At 64.0% G+C, this 20,474-nt stretch carries 17 protein-coding genes; 3 read left to right on the forward strand and 14 right to left on the reverse strand.

What is annotated here, in order from left to right:
- Positions 1-84: 84 nt before the first annotated feature.
- The 5 genes from R9B85_RS21715 to R9B85_RS21735 form a co-directional block, all read right to left on the reverse strand.
- Positions 85-1,233 (reverse strand): M14 family metallopeptidase, encoded by a 1,149-nt coding sequence (locus R9B85_RS21715; RefSeq protein WP_112252354.1) that lies wholly within the window; start codon positions 1,231-1,233, stop codon positions 85-87.
- 109 nt (positions 1,234-1,342) lie between these two features.
- Positions 1,343-2,116, reverse strand: coding sequence for an AraC family transcriptional regulator (locus tag R9B85_RS21720; RefSeq protein ID WP_112252355.1), 774 nt, complete (start codon positions 2,114-2,116; stop codon positions 1,343-1,345).
- Positions 2,117-2,155: 39 nt separating this feature from the next.
- Complete coding sequence (locus R9B85_RS21725) at positions 2,156-3,388, reverse strand: MFS transporter (protein ID WP_215521213.1); 1,233 nt, start codon at positions 3,386-3,388, stop codon at positions 2,156-2,158.
- A 328-nt stretch (positions 3,389-3,716) separates the two neighbouring features.
- Complete coding sequence (locus R9B85_RS21730; protein WP_112252357.1) at positions 3,717-3,926, reverse strand: hypothetical protein; 210 nt, start codon at positions 3,924-3,926, stop codon at positions 3,717-3,719.
- A gap of 13 nt (positions 3,927-3,939) precedes the next feature.
- Positions 3,940-4,722, reverse strand: coding sequence for an MlaA family lipoprotein (locus tag R9B85_RS21735; protein ID WP_423770547.1), 783 nt, complete (start codon positions 4,720-4,722; stop codon positions 3,940-3,942).
- 166 nt (positions 4,723-4,888) lie between these two features.
- Here R9B85_RS21735 and R9B85_RS21740 point away from each other — a divergent pair, with 166 nt between their 5' ends.
- Complete coding sequence (locus R9B85_RS21740; protein WP_112252439.1) at positions 4,889-5,599, forward strand: response regulator; 711 nt, start codon at positions 4,889-4,891, stop codon at positions 5,597-5,599.
- A complete protein-coding gene (locus tag R9B85_RS21745; RefSeq protein WP_112252359.1) occupies positions 5,596-6,951 on the forward strand; it encodes an ATP-binding protein in 1,356 nt (451 codons plus the stop codon). The genes R9B85_RS21740 and R9B85_RS21745 overlap by 4 nt, the downstream gene beginning before the upstream one ends.
- On the opposite strand, the gene R9B85_RS21750 is transcribed toward R9B85_RS21745, so the two are convergent.
- From R9B85_RS21750 to R9B85_RS21780, 7 genes are all read right to left on the reverse strand, one after another.
- Complete coding sequence (locus tag R9B85_RS21750) at positions 6,952-7,416, reverse strand: DUF1348 family protein (protein WP_085592957.1); 465 nt, start codon at positions 7,414-7,416, stop codon at positions 6,952-6,954. It abuts the gene before it with no gap.
- Positions 7,417-7,676: 260 nt separating this feature from the next.
- On the reverse strand, positions 7,677-8,849 hold the full coding sequence (locus tag R9B85_RS21755) for an MFS transporter (protein ID WP_207877397.1): 1,173 nt from the start codon (positions 8,847-8,849) through the stop codon (positions 7,677-7,679).
- A complete protein-coding gene (locus R9B85_RS21760) occupies positions 8,846-9,838 on the reverse strand; it encodes a TIGR03571 family LLM class oxidoreductase (RefSeq protein WP_423770548.1) in 993 nt (330 codons plus the stop codon). The genes R9B85_RS21755 and R9B85_RS21760 overlap by 4 nt, the downstream gene beginning before the upstream one ends.
- Positions 9,839-9,842: 4 nt before the next feature.
- On the reverse strand, positions 9,843-10,646 hold the full coding sequence (gene dkgB, locus R9B85_RS21765; RefSeq protein ID WP_112252362.1) for a 2,5-didehydrogluconate reductase DkgB: 804 nt from the start codon (positions 10,644-10,646) through the stop codon (positions 9,843-9,845).
- A 223-nt stretch (positions 10,647-10,869) separates the two neighbouring features.
- Entirely contained in the window at positions 10,870-12,441 is a 1,572-nt protein-coding gene (locus R9B85_RS21770) for a hypothetical protein (protein WP_207877395.1), read from the reverse strand.
- Between the two features lie 124 nt (positions 12,442-12,565).
- Positions 12,566-13,060: a DUF934 domain-containing protein gene (locus R9B85_RS21775; RefSeq protein ID WP_013971943.1), complete on the reverse strand. Its 495-nt coding sequence runs from the start codon at positions 13,058-13,060 to the stop codon at positions 12,566-12,568.
- Positions 13,044-14,696 carry a nitrite/sulfite reductase gene (locus R9B85_RS21780; RefSeq protein WP_112252363.1) on the reverse strand — a complete coding sequence of 551 codons (1,653 nt, stop codon included), beginning with the start codon at positions 14,694-14,696 and terminating at the stop codon, positions 13,044-13,046. Before R9B85_RS21780 ends, R9B85_RS21775 begins: the two co-directional genes overlap by 17 nt.
- Before the next feature lie 213 nt (positions 14,697-14,909).
- On the opposite strand from R9B85_RS21780, the gene R9B85_RS21785 reads away from it, so the two are divergent.
- The gene (locus R9B85_RS21785; RefSeq protein ID WP_207877393.1) at positions 14,910-15,986 is read left to right on the forward strand and encodes an ABC transporter substrate-binding protein; all 1,077 of its coding nucleotides are present in this window, start codon (positions 14,910-14,912) and stop codon (positions 15,984-15,986) included.
- Positions 15,987-16,364: 378 nt separating this feature from the next.
- On the opposite strand, the gene R9B85_RS21790 is transcribed toward R9B85_RS21785, so the two are convergent.
- Together R9B85_RS21790 and metH are read right to left on the reverse strand one after the other, a co-directional pair.
- Positions 16,365-16,580 carry a DUF2970 domain-containing protein gene (locus R9B85_RS21790; RefSeq protein ID WP_423770549.1) on the reverse strand — a complete coding sequence of 72 codons (216 nt, stop codon included), beginning with the start codon at positions 16,578-16,580 and terminating at the stop codon, positions 16,365-16,367.
- 171 nt (positions 16,581-16,751) lie between these two features.
- Positions 16,752-20,459 carry a methionine synthase gene (gene metH, locus R9B85_RS21795; protein ID WP_112252366.1) on the reverse strand — a complete coding sequence of 1,236 codons (3,708 nt, stop codon included), beginning with the start codon at positions 20,457-20,459 and terminating at the stop codon, positions 16,752-16,754.
- Between the last annotated feature and the right edge of the window lie 15 nt (positions 20,460-20,474).

Genomic DNA, 20,474 nt, shown 5'->3' on the forward strand with positions numbered 1-20,474 from the left:
AGCCGCTCCCACAGGGGCCCTGCTAATTCCGTGAGTCATGTGCAGTCCTGTGAGAGCCGGCTTGCCGGCGATGGGCCGTTTCACTCAGCGCAAATCACCAACCATCTTCGCCAATGTCTCCAGCACCGCCCCGGCCAGCGCCTTCGAGCGCGCCCCCGACCAGCCGGTGACGGCATCCGGCGCGTCGTCATGGTCCTTGAACGGCATTTCCAGGGTCAGTGACAGGCAGTCATGCGCCATCCCCACCGCATTGCAGGCCAGCGTCGTGTTGGCCTGCCCCGGTTCGTCGCGGGTGTAGCCATGCACGGTCTGGAAGTCGCGGGTCAGGCTGCACAGGGTGCTGCGGAACTGCTCTTCCAGTTTGGCCAGCCGCGGCGTGTAGCCCGGGTTGCCCTCGCAGGCCGCGGTGAACACATGGGGAATCTCTTCGTCGCCATGCACATCGATGAACGCATCCACGCCGTATTGCTTCATCTGCGCCTGGGCGAAGAACACCTCGGGGCTGAGCTCGACGCTGGCGTCCTGCCACGCGCGATTGAGGTCCTTGCCCTTGAAGTTGGTGCGCAGGTGGCCGAGGAAGGCACCGTCGGGGTTCATGTTGGGGATCAGGTACAGGTCGGCCTTTGCCAGCAACTGCTGGATCACCGCGTCGTTACCCTGCAGGCGGTCGATCACGCCCTCCATGAACCATTCAGCCATGTGTTCGCCCGGGTGTTGCTGGGCAATCAACCACAGCTTGCGCTTGCCTGCGGCACCATCACCGGCACGCAGCAGGGGAATGTCGCGGCCCTGTACGCTGCGACCACTGGCGAGCAATTCGACCCCCGGCAGTAGCCGTGCACGTTCGATCAGCTGGTTGTGGCGCGCGCGCGGGTAGGGCTCGAAGTAGGCGAACCAGATGTGTGGCTGCTCGGCCTTCACCTCGAACGACAGCGCCGTGCCGTCGAACTGGCTGGGGACGCGGAACCAGGTTTGCTGGTCGTAGGAGGCCACGGCGTTGTAGCCGCTCCAGGCGTTTTTGTAGGAGGAGCCGGAGGCATTGTCGAGGCTGAAACGATGGACCTGGCCCGGCGTCAGCCCGCTGACCTTGAAGTGGAACCACTGGTAGTGGCCGCTGTGGGTGTCGGGGCGGATGGCCAGGTGCACCCGGGCCGGGTTGCTGGCATCCAGCACCTGGATGTTGCCGGAATCGAAATCGCAGTCGATCTGCAGGGGGGACAGCGTCACGCTCATGTGCCAGGCTCCTTCTGGGGGCTTTGTTGTGAGGGTACTGTACACGGCTTGGCAGGGTTGCTGCGCGAGATCAGGCGACGCGGGGGCGATCTCATATGTTTCCTACAGGCTATTTGAAGAACTGACTCGGCGTGATGCCGAACTGGCGCTTGAACATGCTGGCGAAGGCACTAGGGCTGTCATACCCCAGCGTCCCCGCCACATCGATGATTCGCTCGCCCAGGGCGATCCGCTCCAGTGCCTGCATCAGCCGCGCCTGCTGGCGCCACTGGCCGAAGGTCATGCCGGTTTCCTTGCGGAACAGGCGCTGGATGGTCTTTTCGTCCACCCCCAGCTGCTGGCCCCAGTCGGCCACGGTGGCGTTATCGTCAGGCCGCTCGTGCAGCGCGGAGCAGATTGCCTGCAGGCGCTTGTCGCCGGGCTGCGACAGTTTCAGTGGCAAGGTCGGCAGCACGCAGATCTCGTCGAGGATCAGGCGCATCACCCGGGCTTCACGCGAGTCTTCGGCAAACGGCGCGGTAAAGCCTACGGAGGCCTTGATCAATTCGCTGAGCAGCGGCGAGATGCTGATAGCCTTGCTCTGCGCAGGCAACTGCACTGCCGCGTCGGTGCGCACGAACACACTGCGCATCTTCACATCGCCCACGCAGCGGATCGCGTGCACCTGGCCGCAGGGCATCCATACGCCGCGGCTGGGGGGCACGGTCCAGCGTTCGTTACCGGACTCGACGATCATCAGGCCTTTGATGGCATAGATCAGTTGGTGCTTGGCATGGCTGTGGGGCTCGATGAACCAGTCGGTCGGGTAGTCCGTCGCACGGCTGCCGACCTCCCCGGTCCACTCATCCACTTCCACCAGCAATTCATGCTGCGGCTTCAGCATTTCGCTCCCCCTTGTACTGGCCAGCCTGGCGCGCCCACTTTAACAGCAGCGGCTGGGGCGGGCTTGCGAGCGGGTTGCCGGCAGCAGCGCCGTGGCCAACCCCAGCAGCGGCAGGAAGGAAATCATCTGGTACACCCAAGCGATGCCATGCCGGTCGGCCAGTTCGCCGAGCCCGGCGGCGCCGATGCCGCTGATACCGAACATCAGCCCGAACATCACCCCCGACACCATGCCCACCCGGCCCGGCACGGCCTCCTGGGCGTACACCACCAGTGCGGCGAAGGCCGAGGACATCACCAGGCCGATGGCCACCGCCAGTACCGCCGTCCAGGCCAGGTTGGCGTAGGGCAGGGCGAGGGCGAAGGGCGCCACGCCGAGGAACGAGACCCAGATCACCGCCTTGCGCCCGATACGGTCACCCACCGGGCCACCGGCAAAGGTACCCAGTGCCACGGCCGCGAGGAATATGAACAGGTACAACTGGCTGTGCTGCACGCTCAGGCCGAAATGCTCGATCAGGTAGAAGGTGAAGTAATTGGTGAACGAGGCGATGTAGACGAACTTGGCGAACATCAGCACGGCGATGACCGCCACGGCACGCCACATGGCGCCACGCGACAGGCCGGGGGCCTGCTGGCCGGCGAAGGTCTTGAGCCGGGTCTGGCCGTGGCGCACGGTCCAGCCGGTCACCCGCAACAGCACGAATACTGCCAGCGCAGCTGCCAGCATGAACCAGGCGATGGCCGGCTGGCCGTAGGGTATGACGATGGCAGCGGTCAGCAGCGGGCCGAGGGCCGAGCCGGTGTTGCCACCGACCTGGAAGGTCGATTGCGCGGTGCCGAAGCGCCCACCAGAGGCCATCCTGGCCACTCGCGAGGCTTCTGGGTGGAAGGTCGCCGAGCCCACGCCGACCACCGCTGCGGCCACCAGCAGCATTTCATAGCTGCCGGCGAAGGCGAGCAGGGCGATGCCCACCAGGGTCACCAGCATGCCGGCCGGCAGCAGGTAGGGTTGCGGGTGCTTGTCGGTGTACAGGCCGACCCAGGGTTGCAGCAGGGATGCGGTTACCTGGTAGATGAGGGCGATCCAGCCTACCTGGGCGAAGCTCAGCGTGAAATCGCTCTTGAGCATCGGGTAGATGGATGGCAGCACGGCCTGGATCAGGTCATTGAGCAGGTGGGCGAATGCGGCGGCGCCGACGATGCGGACCAGAAAGCCCTGGGGTTGATCGGCAGGTGTGGTGGCGGCCATGGAGGCGGTGGAGGTCGTCATGGGCGATCTTCTTCTGGCGAAAGGGAACAAGGCATTGCGGGGGCAGGTTAGCCAGTACCCGGGTTGCCTGTCTCACGCCGAACAGGCAGCTACTGTCGCGTTTCGGACATCTTGGGCCAGACGCCCAAACGCAATTCCTTTAGGAAATTTGCCGAGGCCTTTGGGCTGCACTGTTGGGTAGAGAATTGCATTTGCAAGCGGTCCGCGCGCCCTGTGGGAGCGGGTTTACCCGCGAAGAATCCAACGCGGTGCATGGCACCGGCTGCGCCGGTGTTCGCGGCTAAAGCCGCTCCCACAGGTCCCTGCTAATACCCGGCCGCACTCGGATTCATCGCTCGTGCCGCGCCACCCAGCGCAGCAATGCTGCAATCGGTACGCTGCGGTGAGCCTCATGCCGGTAAGGCTTGCCGTCGGCGGTAAAGCGTTCGCGATAGCGGCTCAGCACCAGGCTCCGGCCATCGGCCGAAACCCGGGCCTCCAGTTCGTGCAGCAACAGCGGTTGCCGGGCGGCGCCTTCCAGGCGCCTGAACAGCAGCATGGCGGCTTGGGCATCATTCTTCACGGGCACCCCCTGCACAATCCACTGGCCACGCTCCCGGCTCGCCGGCCTTGCCTTCTGCCACCCGGTTGCTGCGCCGCTGCGCGGTGTAATCACGCAACGCAAGGTAGTAGTCAGGCCAGGTGCGCAGCAGGTCGGTCAATGGCAGTGCTTCGGCCCGTGCATCGACAATGCCGCCGGCCGTGGCTAGGTTGCCCATGGTTTCGACGGTATCGCTGTTGCCGCCAAACGGGTCCAGCGCCAAGCCCAGTACTGTGCCAGTGGCATCGCGCAGGTTGTGGGTGCCCAGCAGTGGCAGTTCGACGATGGGGCCAGCGGCAATGTTCCACACCCCGAAGGTCTGGCCAAAGTCCGAGCGATGCTGGCTCAGCCCCATCTTGCCAGACACATCGACCAGCCCTGCCACACCCAGGGTGGTGTTGAAGATGAAGCGGCTGATGCTGGTCATCGCCCGTTCGCCATTGCCCTGCAGCAGGTCGTTGACGAACACCTTGGGCTCACCGAAGTTGCTGGCAAAGTTGTGCATGCCCTGTCGGGCAAAACCGGGCAGCGCGCTGTAGCCCCGTGCGACGGGGGCCAGCAGATAGTCGTCGACCCTGCGGTTGAAAGCGAACACGGCACGGTTGGCGGGCTCGGCCGGGTCACTGACCTGATAGGCGACATTACCGCAGGCAGCCGTGGCCGGCGCACGTTGGCTGCAGCCTCCCGCCGCAAGCAGCGACAAGGCCAGCGCGGCAGAGCGCACTGAGCGGGAGGCGGATGATGAACGGGACATGGATGCATTCCTGGCAAGAACTGGCGGCGATGCTGCGCAGTTTTCTTTGCCTGGGAATGTCCGGATTGTCTCGGCATCGACACTTTGTTTCCGGGTTGAAATATATGACGGCTGCGTGGGGATGGCCTTAAAGTACGGCTTGGTAACCTTGTTTTGCGGTGCTTTTGTGAGCCATTTGCTGATAGTCGACGATGATGTCGAGGTGCTCGACCTGCTGCAGAAGTTTCTCTGCCAGCATGGCTACGAGGTTGATGTGGCCAGGGATGGCAAGGCGCTCTGGCAGGCCGTCGAGCGGCGGGTGCCGGACCTGGTCATTCTGGATGTGATGCTGCCAGGCGACAGTGGCCTGGTGTTGTGCCAGCGTTTGCTGGCCGAGCACAAGGTGGCAGTGATCATGCTCACCGCCATGGGCGAGTTGAGTGACCGGGTGGTTGGCCTGGAGCTGGGGGCAGACGACTACCTGACAAAACCGTTCGCCGCCCGTGAACTGCTGGCCCGGGTGAGGGCAGTGCTGCGACGTGCCGGTGAAACTCCCGGTGGCACGGCGGGCCATGCCTGCGCGACCCTGGAGTTTGCCGGGTGGCGGCTGGATGTGGTGCGGCGCGAACTGCGTTCGCCGGACAACGTCATGATCCCCTTGTCCAACGGTGAGTTCGAGCTGCTGCTGGTGTTCGCCGAGCATCCACGGCGGGTGCTCAGCCGCCAGCAGTTGCTGGACATGGCCCGTGGCGATGCCTACGACGCCTATGACCGCAGCATCGACGTACAGGTGAGCCGGCTGCGTCGCAAGCTTGAAACCGACAACGGCAACGAACCCCTGATCCGTACCCTGCGCAACGCCGGTTACCTGTTCACGCCCACGGTCGCGAAGCGATGAAGTTGCTGGCCAGGGTTCGTCAGGCCCTGCCGCGGCCCAGAATCACCATCGCCCGCTGGATCGCGTTGACCACTCTGACGGCGATGCTGTTCTTGCTCTTGCTAAAGGTGCTGTTCAGCCTGTTGCTGAGCGTCTGGGCGCAGCCACCACTGCTGGAGAGTGGGGTGATCGAGAAGGTTGCAGCGGTCACCCGCATCCTCGACGCCGCGCCTGTGGCGCAGCGTGCCAACATCGCCAGTGCGGCGGGCGACGGCTCATACTCCGTGCGATGGTTGCACCGCCATGACGAAGCGGGCGTGCCGGCGCTGGTCGATGCCGAGTTCAGCCAGGGCACGCCTATCCTGCGCGCACTGCTCAAGCGCCCGGACGCCAGGATCGAGGCTTTCGAACCGTCCGATATGCCGCAGTACGCACCTGAACGTGGTTATGCGCTGATGATCGAGCTGAGCGACAAGTCCTGGGTGCTGTTCCGTGCCACCAGCCGTAGCTGGGGCCTGGATGAACTGCCGCGCAACCTGATCATCCTCGGGCTGATGCTGGTTTCCAGCCTTGTCGTCGCGCTGCTGGCCACGCGCTACCTGGCCAAGCCGCTGGAGCGCTTTGCCGAAGGTGCGCGGCGTTTTGGCAAGGACTTCAATGCCCCACCCATTCCGGTGGTCGGCCCGCACGACCTGCGCCAGGCCATTCTCGCGTTCAATGCCACCCAGGCGCAGCTCAAACATTTTCTCAACGACCGTACCCAGATGCTTGCGGCCATTTCCCACGACTTGCGGGCACCGCTGACGCGCATGCGCTTGCGCGCCGAATTCATCGACGATGCCCAGCTACAGGCCAAGCTATTCAAGGATGTCGACGAGATGCAGGCGATGGTCGATGCGGCGTTGGGGTTCTTCCGTGATGACGCGCGGCTGGAACAGAGCACCGTGTTCGACCTGGGCCAGTTGCTGCTGACCGTGGTGGACGACTTCAAGGATGCAGGGGTAGAGGTCGGCCTCAGCGGGCCCCGCCGCTGCGTGTATACGGGGCGGCCAGTGGGTATCAAACGTGTGCTGGTCAACTTGATCGACAATGCGGCGAAGTACGGCCTTGAGCCCATGGTGGTGTTGGCGGTAAGCGCCAGGCAGATCGAGATTACCGTGCAGGATCGCGGGCCGGGTATCGCGCCGGAGCTGCATGAGCAGGTATTCGCGCCGTTCTACCGTATCGAAGGTTCACGCAACCGCAATACCGGTGGCGTGGGGCTGGGCCTGCCAGCAGCACGGGCCATCGTGCTCGAGCAGGGCGGCAGCGTGACCCTGGCCAACCGCCCGGGTGGTGGGCTGGAAGTCAGGGTCATGCTGCCGCCGGGCTGATCAGAGCCCCAGTTCGCTGAGCCCGGGGTGATCATCCGGGCGCCGGCCCAACGGCCAGCGGAACTTGCGCTCGGCTTCGCTGATAGGGTGCTCGTTGATGCTCGAGTGGCGGTTCTGCATCAGCCCGTCGTCGGCAAACTCCCAGTTCTCGTTGCCATAGGCGCGGTACCACTGACCGCTGTCGTCGTGGTACTCGTAGGCATAGCGCACGGCAATGCGGTTGCCGGTGAAGGCCCACAGCTCCTTGATCAGGCGGTACTCCAGTTCATGGTTCCATTTACGGGTCAGGAACGCCTCGACCTCGGCACGGCCGCGGGGGAACTCGGCGCGGTTACGCCAGACGGTGTCGATGGTATAGGCAAGCGCGACCTTGGCCGGGTCGCGGCCGTTCCAGCCATCCTCGGCCAGGCGGACCTTTTCGATGGCGCTTTCGCGGGTGAAGGGTGGCAGGGGTGGGCGGGACATCGGGATACTCCTCAGTTCGATTGGCCTGTAGGAGAGTAGTAGCCGCTGGCCGAACAGAGAATGGGTGTGCCTGGCACATCATAATTGCAGTGCGTGGAACAATGCTGAGGTGCCATGGCAGGCGCGGTCCACGTGTAGGAGCGGCCTTGTGTCGCGACAGGGCCGCCCAGCGGCCCCAGCAATTCATGCTGCGAAGCTGAAAATCTGGGGCCGCTGTGCGGCCCATCGCGACACAAGGCCGCTCCTACAGGGGGGCTTTATCAGGCTGCGTCGGCTGCGGTTTGCCCGGCAGCCTTGCTACGCCCGCCCAGCCACACCAGCAGCAGCCCGGCAGCCGCCAGCACGCCACCTGCCATCGGCACTGCCGCATAGCCCAGGTCCAGGCTGATCACCGCACCGCCCAGCGCCGCGCCCACGGCATTGCCCAGGTTGAACGCGCCGACGTTGATCGACGAGGCCAGCCCCGGTGCTTCGATGGCGGCGATCATCACCCGCATCTGCAGCGGCGGTACCACGGCGAAGGTGAACATGCCCCACACCAGCAAGGCGATGGCGGCGCCGATGTGGCTGCCCAGCACCAGCGGCATCAGCAGCATGATCACCGCCAGTGCCGCGAGGAAGATCCGCGCCGCCCCATCCAGCGACCAGTCGGCCAGGCGGCCACCCAGGCTGTTGCCCAGGGTAAAGCCCACACCGATCAGCACCAGGCCGAGGGTGACGAAGCTGTCCGAGGCGCCGGTCAGTTCGGCCAGTACCGGTGCGACATAGGTGTACAAGGTGAACATGGCGCCGGCACCGAGCACGGTGGTGGCCATTGCCAGCAGCACGCTGGGGCGGGCGATGACCGCCAGCTCCTTGCGCACGTGCGGCACGCTGCCGCGTTCGCCCTTGGGCAGGGCATACCACAGCGCGGCCATGGCCAGCAGGCCGAGCACGGCGGTACCGGCAAAGGCCATGCGCCAGCCGACCTGCTGGCCGATCCAGGTGGCGGCCGGCACACCGCCGATGTTGGCGATGGTCAGGCCCATGAACATGGTGGCCACGGCACTGGCCTGTTTCTCCTTGGGCACCACACTGGCAGCCACTACCGCGCCAAGGCCGAAGAACGCGCCGTGGTTGAGGCTGGTGACCAGGCGTGAGGCGAGCAGGGTGTAGTAGTCCGGTGACAGCGCCGACAGCAGGTTGCCGAGGGTGAAGATGGCCATCAGCGCCATTAGCGCGGCGCGTTTGCCGAAACGGCTGAACAGCAGGGTCATGATCGGCGCACCGACCATCACTCCGATGGCATAGGCGGTAATCAGCATGCCGGCGCTGGGGATACTGACATCAACCCCTTGGGCGATTACCGGCAGCAGGCCCATCGGGGTGAACTCGGTGGTGCCGATGCCGAAGGCGCCGATGGCCAGGGCAAACAGGACGCGTCCGGCGTTCATTGCGCGTGCTCCGGCGCGGCCAACTCGGTCAATGGGGATGGGGTGGACTCCGTCAGTTTGACTGGTGTCTCATGGAACTGTGGCAGTACGTATTCGGCGATTTCGTGCAGGGTTTCGTCCAGCGGTCGCACGTTACGCCGCAGGTGCAGGCCGATATGGTCGACGCCCGCCGCGCGCAGGGCGCCCAGCTCGGCCACCAGCGCCTTGCGCCCGCCGCGGAAACCGAAGCGCCAGCGTTGCAGCGGTTCGTCGGGGTTGTCCGCCAGGTCCAGGTGGATGAAGCTGCTGTAGGGCTTGTTGCCCGCCACCGCGCGCCAGGCGGCGACTCGGTGTCGGTGGTCTTCCGGTGTGCCGGGGTAGGCCAGGCAGCCGTCCAGGTTGCTGCCGATCCATTCCGGGCTCTGCTGCGCCAGGCCGGCTACCAGCAATGGTAGCGGCGAAGCGGTGCCGGGTAACATGGCCAGCCCTTCGGGCAGGTGGCCGTTGGCACCATCACGCAGCAGCGCGACCTGTTCGCGGAATGCGTTGCCACGCCCCTCGAAATCCCGACCGAACAGCGGGTACTCCACCGGCCGGTCACCACTGGCCACGCCCAGCAGCAGGCGGTTGCCACTGAGGCGCTGCACGCTGTTGGCCGATTTCAGGGTCAGCAGCGGTTCGCGAATCGGCAGCACCACGGCAGCCGTGCCGAGCAGGATGTCGCGGGTTACCCCGGCCAGGTAGCCGAGGTAGGCAAACACCTCGAACACCTGGGCGGCGTCGCCGAACGACGGGTCGTACAGCGGCACATCGCGAACCCACAGGGCGCGGTAGCCCAGGCGGTCGGCCAGTTGTGCCAGTTCTGCGTGGCGGGCCAGGTCCGGCTCGCCGAACTGGCGGCCGTCGCGGCGCCGCGCCTGGTCGCCGGCGGGCGTCCAGTCGTGGTCCAGCGGCGCTTCCAGGCCGATGCTGAAGCCGCCAGCCGTCAGGCGTTCAAGGGGCGTGGTCATGGCTTCAGTCCCAGATTGGCGCCAGGCCGTCAGGGCTGACTTCGCGGCCATTGCGCTCGAGCTTGGCGATGCGTGCCATGTCGTCGGCGTCCAGCTTCAGGTCACGGGCGAGCAGGTTGCTGGCCAGGTTTTCGCGCTTGGTCGACGACGGGATCACCGCGTAGCCCAGCTGCAGGGCCCAGGCCAGGGCAACCTGGGCGACGGTGGCCTTGTGCTTGGCGGCGATGTCGGCCAGTACTGGGTCTTTCAGCACCTTGCCGTAGGCCAGGGTCATGTACGAGGTGACGGTGATGCCTTGCTCCTTGAGGAACGCTGTCAGCTTGACGTTCTGCAGGTACGGGCTGAGCTCGATCTGGTTGGTTGCGATTTCGCCTTTGCCGACCACTTCGATGGCCTGGCGGGTCAGTTCGATGTTGAAGTTGGACACACCGATCTGGCGCGTCAGGCCCAGTTTCTTGGCTTCGGCCAGGGCGGCCATGTACTCGGGCAGTTCAACGCCGTTGCCTGGGGCTGGCCAGTGGATCAGCAGCAGGTCGACGTAGTCGGTACGCAGTTTCTGCAGGCTGTCGCGCAGGCTGGCGATCAGCTTGTCGGCGGCGTAGTTCTCGACCCAGATCTTGGTGGTGATGAACAGCTCGCTGCGCGGTACGCCGCTTTCGGCGATGGCCTGGCCGACGTCGGCTTCGTTCTGGTAGATCTGTGCGGTGTCGATGACCCGGTAGCCCAGTTCCAGGGCGGACTTGACCGAATCGATGACGGCTTGGCCGGTGAGTCGGAAGGTGCCGAGGCCGAAGGATGGAATGCTCATGGATCTGCTCCTGCTGCTTGAGAGAGGTGAACGGAACCGAGGCGGGACGCTCGGTACGTTCGTGTGGCAGCAGTGTGCGGGTTTGGCGGGGATAGATTAAGGGGCGGCGGGGCCAAGGTCCTTTGATCCGCAGTCAACAATAGGCAGCTCGGTCGTGATCGTGAGCCACCCAATCTGCCCCAAGCGCCCATTGAAGGGCGATAGGGGCAGGCAGATGCAATGATCAGTCGTCGATCAGCGACGGGTTGGACTGCAGCAACCACAGGCCTCGCAGCGACTGGACCTGTTGCTCCAGACTCGAGGCGAGGCCAAGTCGCCGCGCCTGCCGGTCCTGGGCCAGAAGTTTTTCGAGCATGTCCAGCAGGTCGCGTGACTGTTCGGCCGAGGCAGAGGTGGTGACATCGGACTGCAGTTCGGCTTGCTGGTAAGTGCGTACACGCTCCCGCTGGCTGGCCTGTTGCGTAGCAGTGGCCTCGACCAGGACGTTGTTGACAAAGCCTATGCGGGTCGAGCTGCTGGCTTCGTCATCCACCTCATGGTAACGGTAGTCCTGCGATTTGCTGTCGAGGCTTAGTTGCAGCTCTACCCAAGGGTTGAGGCTCTCGTGCCAGGAGGCCTTCAGCGCGCTCTGCTGGTCCTGTTGCAAGCTCAGGTTGGCTGCTCCGCCCTTGCGGGTGGTGGTTTGTGAAACGTTGTAAGTGAAGCTGTCTACTTCCTCCCGCCGCATGGGGTTGGTTCGCTTCTCGGGTGTGGTGAGCGAAGCATTGAAGTCGGCCATGCCACTCAGCAGCAGGCGGCTGGTCCTGCTTGACCAGGTGTCATGACCCGCCGGGCGCAGGGCGGCGTCGTCGACGCTATTGAGTTGGCGGAAAGCATCCTTGAACAGCGTCATCAGCTGTTCATCGCCGTTTCCGCGTTGCTGTGCAGCATCGAACTGGGTCAGGTAGTTCGACACTGCTGCCTGTCGTTGCGTCTCGCTGCCGAGCAAGGTGCCGCCCTGGGTGTCGAAGTTCATCTTCACATTGCCGGACGGTCCCTGGAGTTCAAGGCTGCGCGTATGCTCATCCATCTGCAGGGCAAAGGTCTGCTGAGCGCCGCCTGCGGTTTGCAGTTGTGCTTCGAATTGCAGGCCGGTGAAAAGCGCGGGGTCGAGCTTCACCAGCGCGCCGAGCTTCAGGCTCGGAGGTTCTTGAGCAAGGCCGTTGACGGCGGTCTGGAAGCTGTCCGCCATCATCGCCAGGCCTTTTAGTTCACTGGCTGTCAGGTCGCCACCGAGCACCTCGGCATCTACCGCCAGGCCCCTGTCGCTGTTGAACAGCCCCAGTGAAACGGTCGCGCCGGACGCGGTGTTCAGGGTGAAGGTCACGCGGTCGGTGGCGAACTCGCGCAGCCTGGCCTGTTGCAGGCCAAGCAGCAGGGGCTCGGTTGCCGTACCGCTGTCAACTGCCAGGCCTGACTGGGCGATACGTTGCCCGCCGTTGGCTGCCAGTTGTTCCAGCAACGCTGCGCCCAGGCCCTGGAACCGGGAAGCGGTGGAAGAGGCCTGAATCGCGCTGTACATGTTCAGGCTCAGCTTGTCGATGCCGTTGTGCTCCCAGATGTGGCGAACCTGCCCATTGCCGAGGGTGCCTTTGGCGTTGTAGATGCCAATGTCGGCGCTGGGCGGCGACTTGCCAATGCTGACCTCGTTGCTCGCAGCTGTGGATTCTGCGGCTTTTATGGCAATGCCTGGAGGTGCGGTAGCGGCAGGCATGTAGGTCTGCGTCGTGCGTATGATCGGTGTAATCGGATTCATTCACGCTCCCTGCGTTTTCTGGTACGTTCGTACGTGATGTCGGCGCGCCATCAGCGAACTTGAATTTTGACCCGAAAACGCAACGGCCCGCCATGAAGGCGGGCCGTCAGGCACAGCATGACGATCAGCGGCGGCGGAACAGCGGCAGCGGCTCGTCGGTGGCGGCCTGGTAGGTCACCGAGAAGTCCTTCAGGCTTTGCAGCGCGTCTTCCGGGTCCTTGTCGGCACGGATGGCGAACGCGTCGAAGCCGCAACGGGCCATGAAGAAAAGCTGGTCGCGCAGCACGTCGCCAATGGCGCGCAGCTCGCCCTTGAACTTGTAGCGGTCACGCAACAAGCGCGCATTGGAGTAGTTGCGCCCGTCGGTGAAGGCCGGGAAGTTCAGGGCGATGACCTGGAAGTGCTGCACGTCTTCGCCGATTTCTTCGGCTTCTTCGTCACTGTCCAGCCAGATGCCCAGGCCGCCGTCGCGGGCTTTGAGCGCGTGGGCATGGTCGCGCCACATCTGTAGCGGGACGATGTAGTCGTCGCAGTTGGTCAGCTCGTCAAACGAGGTTTCCTTGGGCAGCAGGTGCCAGGTTTCGTCGACGATCTGGTTGTTCTTAATGATTCGCTGCATAGACGCGTTCCTTGAAGGGGTCGATGCCGATACGCTGGTAGGTGTCGATGAAACGCTCTTCCTCGGTACGTTGCTCGACGTACACGGCGATCAGCTTCTCGATCACATCGGCCATGTCATCCTGGGCGAACGACGGGCCGAGGATCTTGCCCAGGCTCGCGCCACGCGCGGCGTTGCCACCCAGCGACACCTGGTAGAACTCTTCGCCCTTCTTGTCCACGCCGAGGATGCCGATGTGGCCCACGTGGTGGTGGCCGCAGGCGTTCATGCAGCCGGAGATGTTCAGGTCGATTTCGCCGATGTCGAACAGGTAGTCCAGGTCGTCGAAGCGGCGCTGGATGGATTCGGCGATCGGGATCGACTTGGCGTTGGCCAGCGAGCAGTAGTCACCGCCCGGGCAGCAGATGATGTCGGTCAGCAGGCCGATGTTCGGGGTGGCGAAGCCGCCTTCGCGCAGTTCCAGCCACAGGGCGTGCAGTTGACGCTGCTCCACGTCGGCGAGGATGATGTTCTGCTCGTGCGAGGTGCGCAGGAAGCCGAAGCTGTAGCGCTCGGCCAGGTCGGCCACGGCGTCCAGCTGCTTGTCGGTCACGTCGCCAGGGGCAACGCCGGTCGGCTTCAGCGACAGGGTCACGGCCACGTAGCCAGGGCGCTTGTGGGCGCGGGTGTTGCGCGAGCGCCAGCGGGCGAAGCCCGGGTTTTCGGCATCCAGAGCGCTGTAGTCGACATTGTCGAGCGCCAGGTACTCGGGGTCGACGAAGTGGCGCGATACGCGTTGTACTTCGGCTTCGGTCAGGGTAGTGCTGCCGCCACGCAGGTGGACCATTTCGGCCTCGACCTTTTCGGCGAACACTTCCGGGGTAAGGGCCTTGACCAGGATCTTGATGCGCGCCTTGTACTTGTTGTCACGGCGACCGTAACGGTTGTACACGCGCAGGATGGCGTCGAGGTAGCTGATCAGGTCCTGCCACGGCAGGAACTCGTTGATGAACGAGCCCACCACCGGAGTACGGCCCAGGCCGCCGCCGACCAGCACACGGAAGCCCAGCTCGCCAGCGGCATTGCGCACCGGCTCCAGGCCGATGTCATGCACTTCGATGGCGGCGCGGTCTTCCTGCGAGCCGTTGATGGCAATCTTGAACTTGCGCGGCAGGTAGGCGAATTCCGGGTGGAAGGTAGTCCACTGGCGGACGATTTCGCACCACGGGCGCGGGTCGACGATTTCGTCTGCGGCCACACCGGCGAACTGGTCGGTGGTGGTGTTGCGCAGGCAGTTGCCGCTGGTCTGGATCGCGTGCATCTGCACGGTGGCCAGCTCGGCGAGGATGTCCGGGATGTCTTCCAGGGCCGGCCAGTTGTACTGCACGTTCTGGCGGGTGGAGATGTGGGCGTAGCCCTTGTCGTAGTCGCGGGCGATCCTGGCCAGGGTGCGGACCTGGGTGGCGTTAAGCTGGCCGTACGGCACGGCGACGCGCAGCATCGGTGCGAAACGTTGGATGTAAAGGCCGTTCTGCAGGCGCAGAGGGCGGAATTCTTCTTCGCTCAGCTCACCGGCCAGATAGCGGCGGGTCTGATCACGGAACTGCTTGACGCGGTCCTCGATGATCCGCTGATCGTACTCGTCGTATACGTACATAAAAGTCCTGTCTCAGGCATGCAGCTATTCGCGCGCACGGCCGCGCACTCCGCTTCGGAGCCGGGGAACGATAGCAGGTTGCGTTTATGCGCTAAAGTGATGTTTTTGCATATGAAAAGAACCAAATGGACTATGTGAGACTGACTGCCATTTGTGCGCTGGGTGTGGCCTGGCGTTTATAATCCGATGTTTGCTTTGCAGGGATGTCAGCCCATGCTCAAGGCGTTGTGCCAAAGCTTGTGTCTTGCCTTGCCGCTGGCGGCAAGCGCACAACCGGCTTCGGTGGTTTTCCTCAACCCGGGGCTATCCACCGAGGCGTTCTGGACCAGTTATACGCGTTTCATGCAGGCCGCCGCGAACGAGCTGGGCATGACCCTGCGCGTTGAATACAGCGAACGCCGCGCCGACCTGGCGCTGACCCAGGCCAGGGCGATCCTGGGCGGGGCGCAGCGCCCGGATTACCTGGTAGTGGTCAATGAGCAGTACGTGGCGCCGGAGATCCTGCGGCTGTCGCGCGGCAGCGGGGTCAAGCTGTTCCTGGTCAACAACGGCCTGACTGCCAGCCAGGCCCGCAGCATCGAGGCCCAGCCCGACAAGTATGCCGAGCTGCTGGGCACCTTGACGGCCAACGACGAGCAGGCGGGCTTCCAGATGTTGCACCAGATGGTCGCGCAATTGCCCCGTGACAGCGGGCCGGTAGACTTGCTGGCGTTTGCCGGGGTCAAGACCACTCCGGCCTCGCAGCTGCGCGAGGAAGGCATGCGTCGGGCCCTGGCCGACTTCCCTCAGGTGCGCTTGCGCCAGGTGGTGTATGGCGGCTGGAGCCGTCAGCGCGCCTACGAGCAGGCGCAACAACTGCTGGAGCGTTACCCGGCCACCCGTCTGGTGTGGTCGGCCAATGACGAAATGGCCTTTGGTGCCATGCAGGCGTTCGAGGAGGCGGGGCGCAAGCCGGGGCGCGATGTGCTGTTCAGCGCCATCAACAGCTCGCCCGAGGCTCTGCACGCACGTATCGACGGGCGCCTTAGCGCGCTGATGGGCGGGCATTTCACCCTCGGCGGCTGGGCCATGGTGATGCTGCACGATGATGCCCTGGGGCTGGCGGTGAACCGCGATGGCGTGCGCGAGCATCGCGTGCCGGTGTTGCAACCGATCGACCAGGCCAAGGCAACCCATTGGCTGAAACTGCTGGAACAGCCCGACTACGGCATCGATTTCCAGCATTACAGTGCCGAAGGACGGCCGCCCGACTACCAGTACCCATTTCTGACATCACCGATCAATTATTGAAAGACCCTGCTTGAGAGAAGGGCATTGCTCGTCTTAACTGCTGGTGGTGAAGTGCATTCCCATAACCACTACAAGAGGCAATGCAATGGGAAACTCAACCAAGGTCCGCAAAGCTGACAGCAGCGTCGATGCCTGGGCGATCCTCTGCCTGATCGTTCTGGTGGTGGTCACTGCCGTGTATTGGGTCAGCCACCAGTAGACTTGTATTCAAGACCATGATGCAGCCTGAGCGCCTGCGGGAGGGAATCCCGCGGGCGTTTTTGCTTTACCTGTGCTGGCCCTTTCGCGGCTGAAGCCGCTCCCACAGGTACTGCACAGGCCTTGAGCACCGTGGTGTCCCTGTGGGAGCGGCTTTAGCCGCGAAAGGGCCAGCACAGGCTAGCGAGCAAGGTGCAGGGCCAATTGCACCAGGCCGATAAGCGCGGCAATGAATATCAGTGTGAACAGCGTCCCCAGCGCAATGAAATGGCTGGCCTTGCCGTGGGTGAAGTCGCGGGCGCGGTTCTTGCCGCTTTGCACGCCGAAGGCGGCAGCGAGGATGCTGTGCAGCATCTGCCAGAAGGTCGGGGGTTTGCCCTGGCTGGAATCGTCCATGGTGGCTCCTGAGGAAATCAGAGGCAATCAGGGACAGTGTAGGCAATGAGGGTGAGGTTGGCTTTGCCGGCCTATTCGCGGGCTTGCCCGCTCCCACAGGTACTGCGCAGCCCTGAAGAGCAGTGCGGTCCCCGTGGGAGCGGGCAAGCCCGCGAAGAAGCCAACGCCGATTTAGCTGTCGTACCCGAGGTTAGGCGCCAACCAGCGCTCGCTGACACTCACATCCTGGCCCTTGCGCGCGCTGTAGCGCTCGATCTGGTCCTTGTCGACCTTGCCCACGGCAAAGTACTGCGCCTGTGGGTGAGCAAAGTACCAGCCGCTGACTGCCGCCGCCGGGAACATCGCGAAGTGATCGGTGAGGAACACGCCGCTCGGCCCGGTCTCGCCGATGGCAGTGCCATCAAGCAGGCGGAACAGGGTTTCCTTCTCGGTGTGGTCCGGGCAGGCCGGGTAGCCGGGAGCCGGGCGAATGCCGCGGTACTGCTCCTTGATCAGCGCTTCGTTGTCCAGGTGTTCGTCGCGGGCATAACCCCAGTGCTCTTTACGCACCTGTTCGTGCAGCCATTCGGCACAGGCCTCGGCCAGGCGGTCGGCCAGGGCCTTGACCATGATCGAGCTGTAGTCGTCGCCCTTGTCCTGGTAGGCCTTGGCCACTTCCTCGGCACCGATGCCAGCAGTGGTGATGAAACCGCCGACGTAGTCGGTAACGCCACTGGCCTTCGGCGCGACGAAGTCGGCCAGCGACCAGTTGGGCTTGCCGTCCGGCTTGATGGTCTGCTGGCGCAGGTGATGCAGGGTAGCCAGGGCCTGACCGTCCTCACCGTACACTTCGATATCGTCATCGGCCACCTGGTTGGCTGGCCAGAAGCCGAACACCGCGCGGGCGCTGATGAGCTTTTCGTCGATCAGCTTGTCGAGCATCTCGCGGGCATCCTTGTACAGCGCCGTGGCAGCCTCGCCGACCACTTCGTCGGTGAGGATGCGCGGGAACTTGCCGGCCAGGTCCCAGGAGATGAAGAACGGGGTCCAGTCGATGTACTCGGCCAGGGTGCGCAGGTCGATGTCTTCCAGCACCTTGACGCCGGTGAAGGAGGGCACCGCTGGCTGATAGCCAGCCCAGTCGTACTGAGGTTTGGCGGCGACAGCCTGGGCATAGCTCAGGCGCTCGGTGCGGGCGCTGCGGTTGGCGGTGCGCTCGCGTACTTCCACATAGTCCTGGCGAGTTTTCTCGACGAAGCCCGGCTTCAGTTCTTTGGACAACAGCTGAGTGGCCACGCCGACCGCACGCGAGGCGTCGGTCACATAGACTACGGCGTCGTTGCTGTACTTCGGTTCGATCTTGACCGCAGTGTGCGCCTTGGAAGTGGTGGCACCGCCGATCATCAGCGGCAACTGGAAGCCTTGGCGCTGCATTTCGCGGGCAACGTGGACCATTTCGTCCAGCGACGGCGTGATCAGGCCGGACAGGCCGATAATGTCGCACTTCTCGTCGCGGGCGGTTTGCAGGATCTTCTCGGCCGGCACCATCACGCCGAGGTCGACGATGTCGTAGCCGTTGCAGCCCAGCACCACGCCGACGATGTTCTTGCCGATGTCGTGCACATCGCCTTTTACCGTGGCCATCAGGATCTTGCCTTTGGCTTCCGGCTTGTCGCCTTTCTCGGCTTCGATGAACGGGATCAGGTGTGCTACCGCCTGTTTCATCACGCGGGCCGACTTGACCACCTGGGGCAGGAACATCTTGCCCGCGCCGAACAGGTCGCCGACCACGTTCATGCCATTCATCAGCGGGCCTTCGATCACTTCGATCGGGCGTGCGCACTGCTGGCGGCATTCCTCGGTGTCTTCGACGATGAACGCGGTGATGCCCTTGACCAGTGCGTGCTCCAGGCGTTTTTCCACCGGCAGCGAGCGCCACTCTTCGTTTTCAACTTCCCGGGTTGCGCCGCCGCCCTTGTAGTCGTCGGCGATGGCCAGCAGTGCGTCGGTGCCATGCGGGGTACGGTTGAGCACCACGTCCTCGACCTTTTCACGCAGTGCAGCCGGGATCTCGTCATAGATTTCCAGCTGGCCGGCGTTGACGATACCCATGGTCAGGCCATTCTGGATAGCGTGGTACAGGAACACCGAGTGGATGGCTTCGCGCACCGGGTTGTTGCCCCGGAACGAGAACGACACGTTGGACACACCGCCCGAACTCAGGGCGTGCGGCAGGTGGTCACGGATGTAGGCACAGGCCTCGATGAAGTCGACGGCGTAGTTGTTGTGCTCTTCGATGCCGGTGGCGACGGCGAAGATGTTCGGGTCGAAGATGATGTCTTCCGGTGGGAAGCCCACTTCGTTGACCAGGATGTCGTAGCTGCGCTGGCAGATTTCCTTCTTGCGCGCTGCAGTATCGGCCTGGCCGACTTCGTCGAACGCCATCACCACCACGGCAGCGCCATAGCGCTTGCACAGGCGGGCGTGGTGCTTGAACTGCTCGACGCCTTCCTTCATGGAAATGGAGTTGACGATGCCCTTGCCCTGGATGCACTTGAGGCCCGCTTCGATCACTTCCCACTTGGACGAGTCGATCATGATCGGCACGCGCGAGATGTCCGGCTCGCCGGCGATCAGGTTGAGGAAGCGGACCATGGCGGCCTGGGAGTCGAGCATCCCCTCGTCCATGTTGATGTCGATCACCTGGGCGCCGGCCTCGACCTGCTGCAGGGCGACTTCCAGCGCTTCGGTGTAGTTCTCTTCACGGATCAGCCGGGCGAATTTGGCGGAGCCGGTGATGTTGGTACGCTCGCCGACGTTGACGAACAGCGACTGGCGGTCGATGGTGAACGGCTCCAGGCCGGACAGGCGGCAGGCCTTGGCGATTTCCGGAATCTTGCGCGGCTTGTACTTGGCCACGGCCTCGGCGATGGCCTGGATGTGGCCCGGAGTGGTGCCGCAGCAGCCGCCGATGATGTTGAGGAAGCCGCTGGCGGCGAATTCCTCGACCACCACGGCCATTTCCGCCGGGGTTTCGTCGTATTCGCCGAAGGCGTTCGGCAGGCCGGCGTTGGGGTGGGCCGAGACATGGGTGTCGGCCTTGGTCGCCAGCTCTTCCAGGTAGGGGCGCAGGTCCTTGGCGCCGAGGGCGCAGTTCAGGCCCACGGAAATCGGCTTGGCGTGGCGCACCGAGTTCCAGAACGCTTCGGTGGTCTGGCCCGACAGGGTGCGGCCCGAGGCATCGGTGATGGTGCCGGAAATCATGATCGGCAGTTCGATGCCGTCTTCCTCGAACACCTGCTGTACGGCGAAGATCGCCGCCTTGGCGTTGAGGGTGTCGAAAATGGTTTCGATCAGCAGCAGGTCGGCGCCGCCTTCGATCAGGCCGCGGGTAGCCTCGATGTAGTTCGTTACCAGCTCGTCGAAAGTGACGTTGCGGTAGCCGGGGTCGTTGACGTCCGGGGAAATCGAGCAGGTGCGGCTGGTAGGGCCGAGCACGCCGGCGACGAAGCGCGGCTTGTGCGGGGTTTCCAGGGTCTTGGCATCGGCCACCTGGCGGGCGATGCGCGCGCCCTCGACGTTCAACTCGTAGACCAGCGACTCCATGCCGTAGTCGGCCTGGGAAATCTGCGTGGCGTTGAAGGTGTTGGTCTCGAGGATATCGGCGCCGGCATCCAGGTAGGCCTTTTCGATGGCGGCGATCACATCCGGGCGGCTGAGCAGCAACAGGTCGTTGTTACCCTTGACATCGCTTGGCCAATCGGCGAACCGCGTGCCACGATAGTCGTGTTCCTCGAGCCGGTAGCTTTGGATCATAGTACCCATGCCGCCGTCGAGGATCAGGATGCGCTCTTCGAGTGCGTTCTGGAGTGCTTGGAGACGAGCGCTGCGGTCGGACATAGGAACTACCTGGTC

Source organism: Pseudomonas sp. NLJ1 (genome assembly GCF_049486705.1).
In the GTDB taxonomy this organism is placed as follows: domain Bacteria; phylum Pseudomonadota; class Gammaproteobacteria; order Pseudomonadales; family Pseudomonadaceae; genus Aquipseudomonas; species Aquipseudomonas inefficax.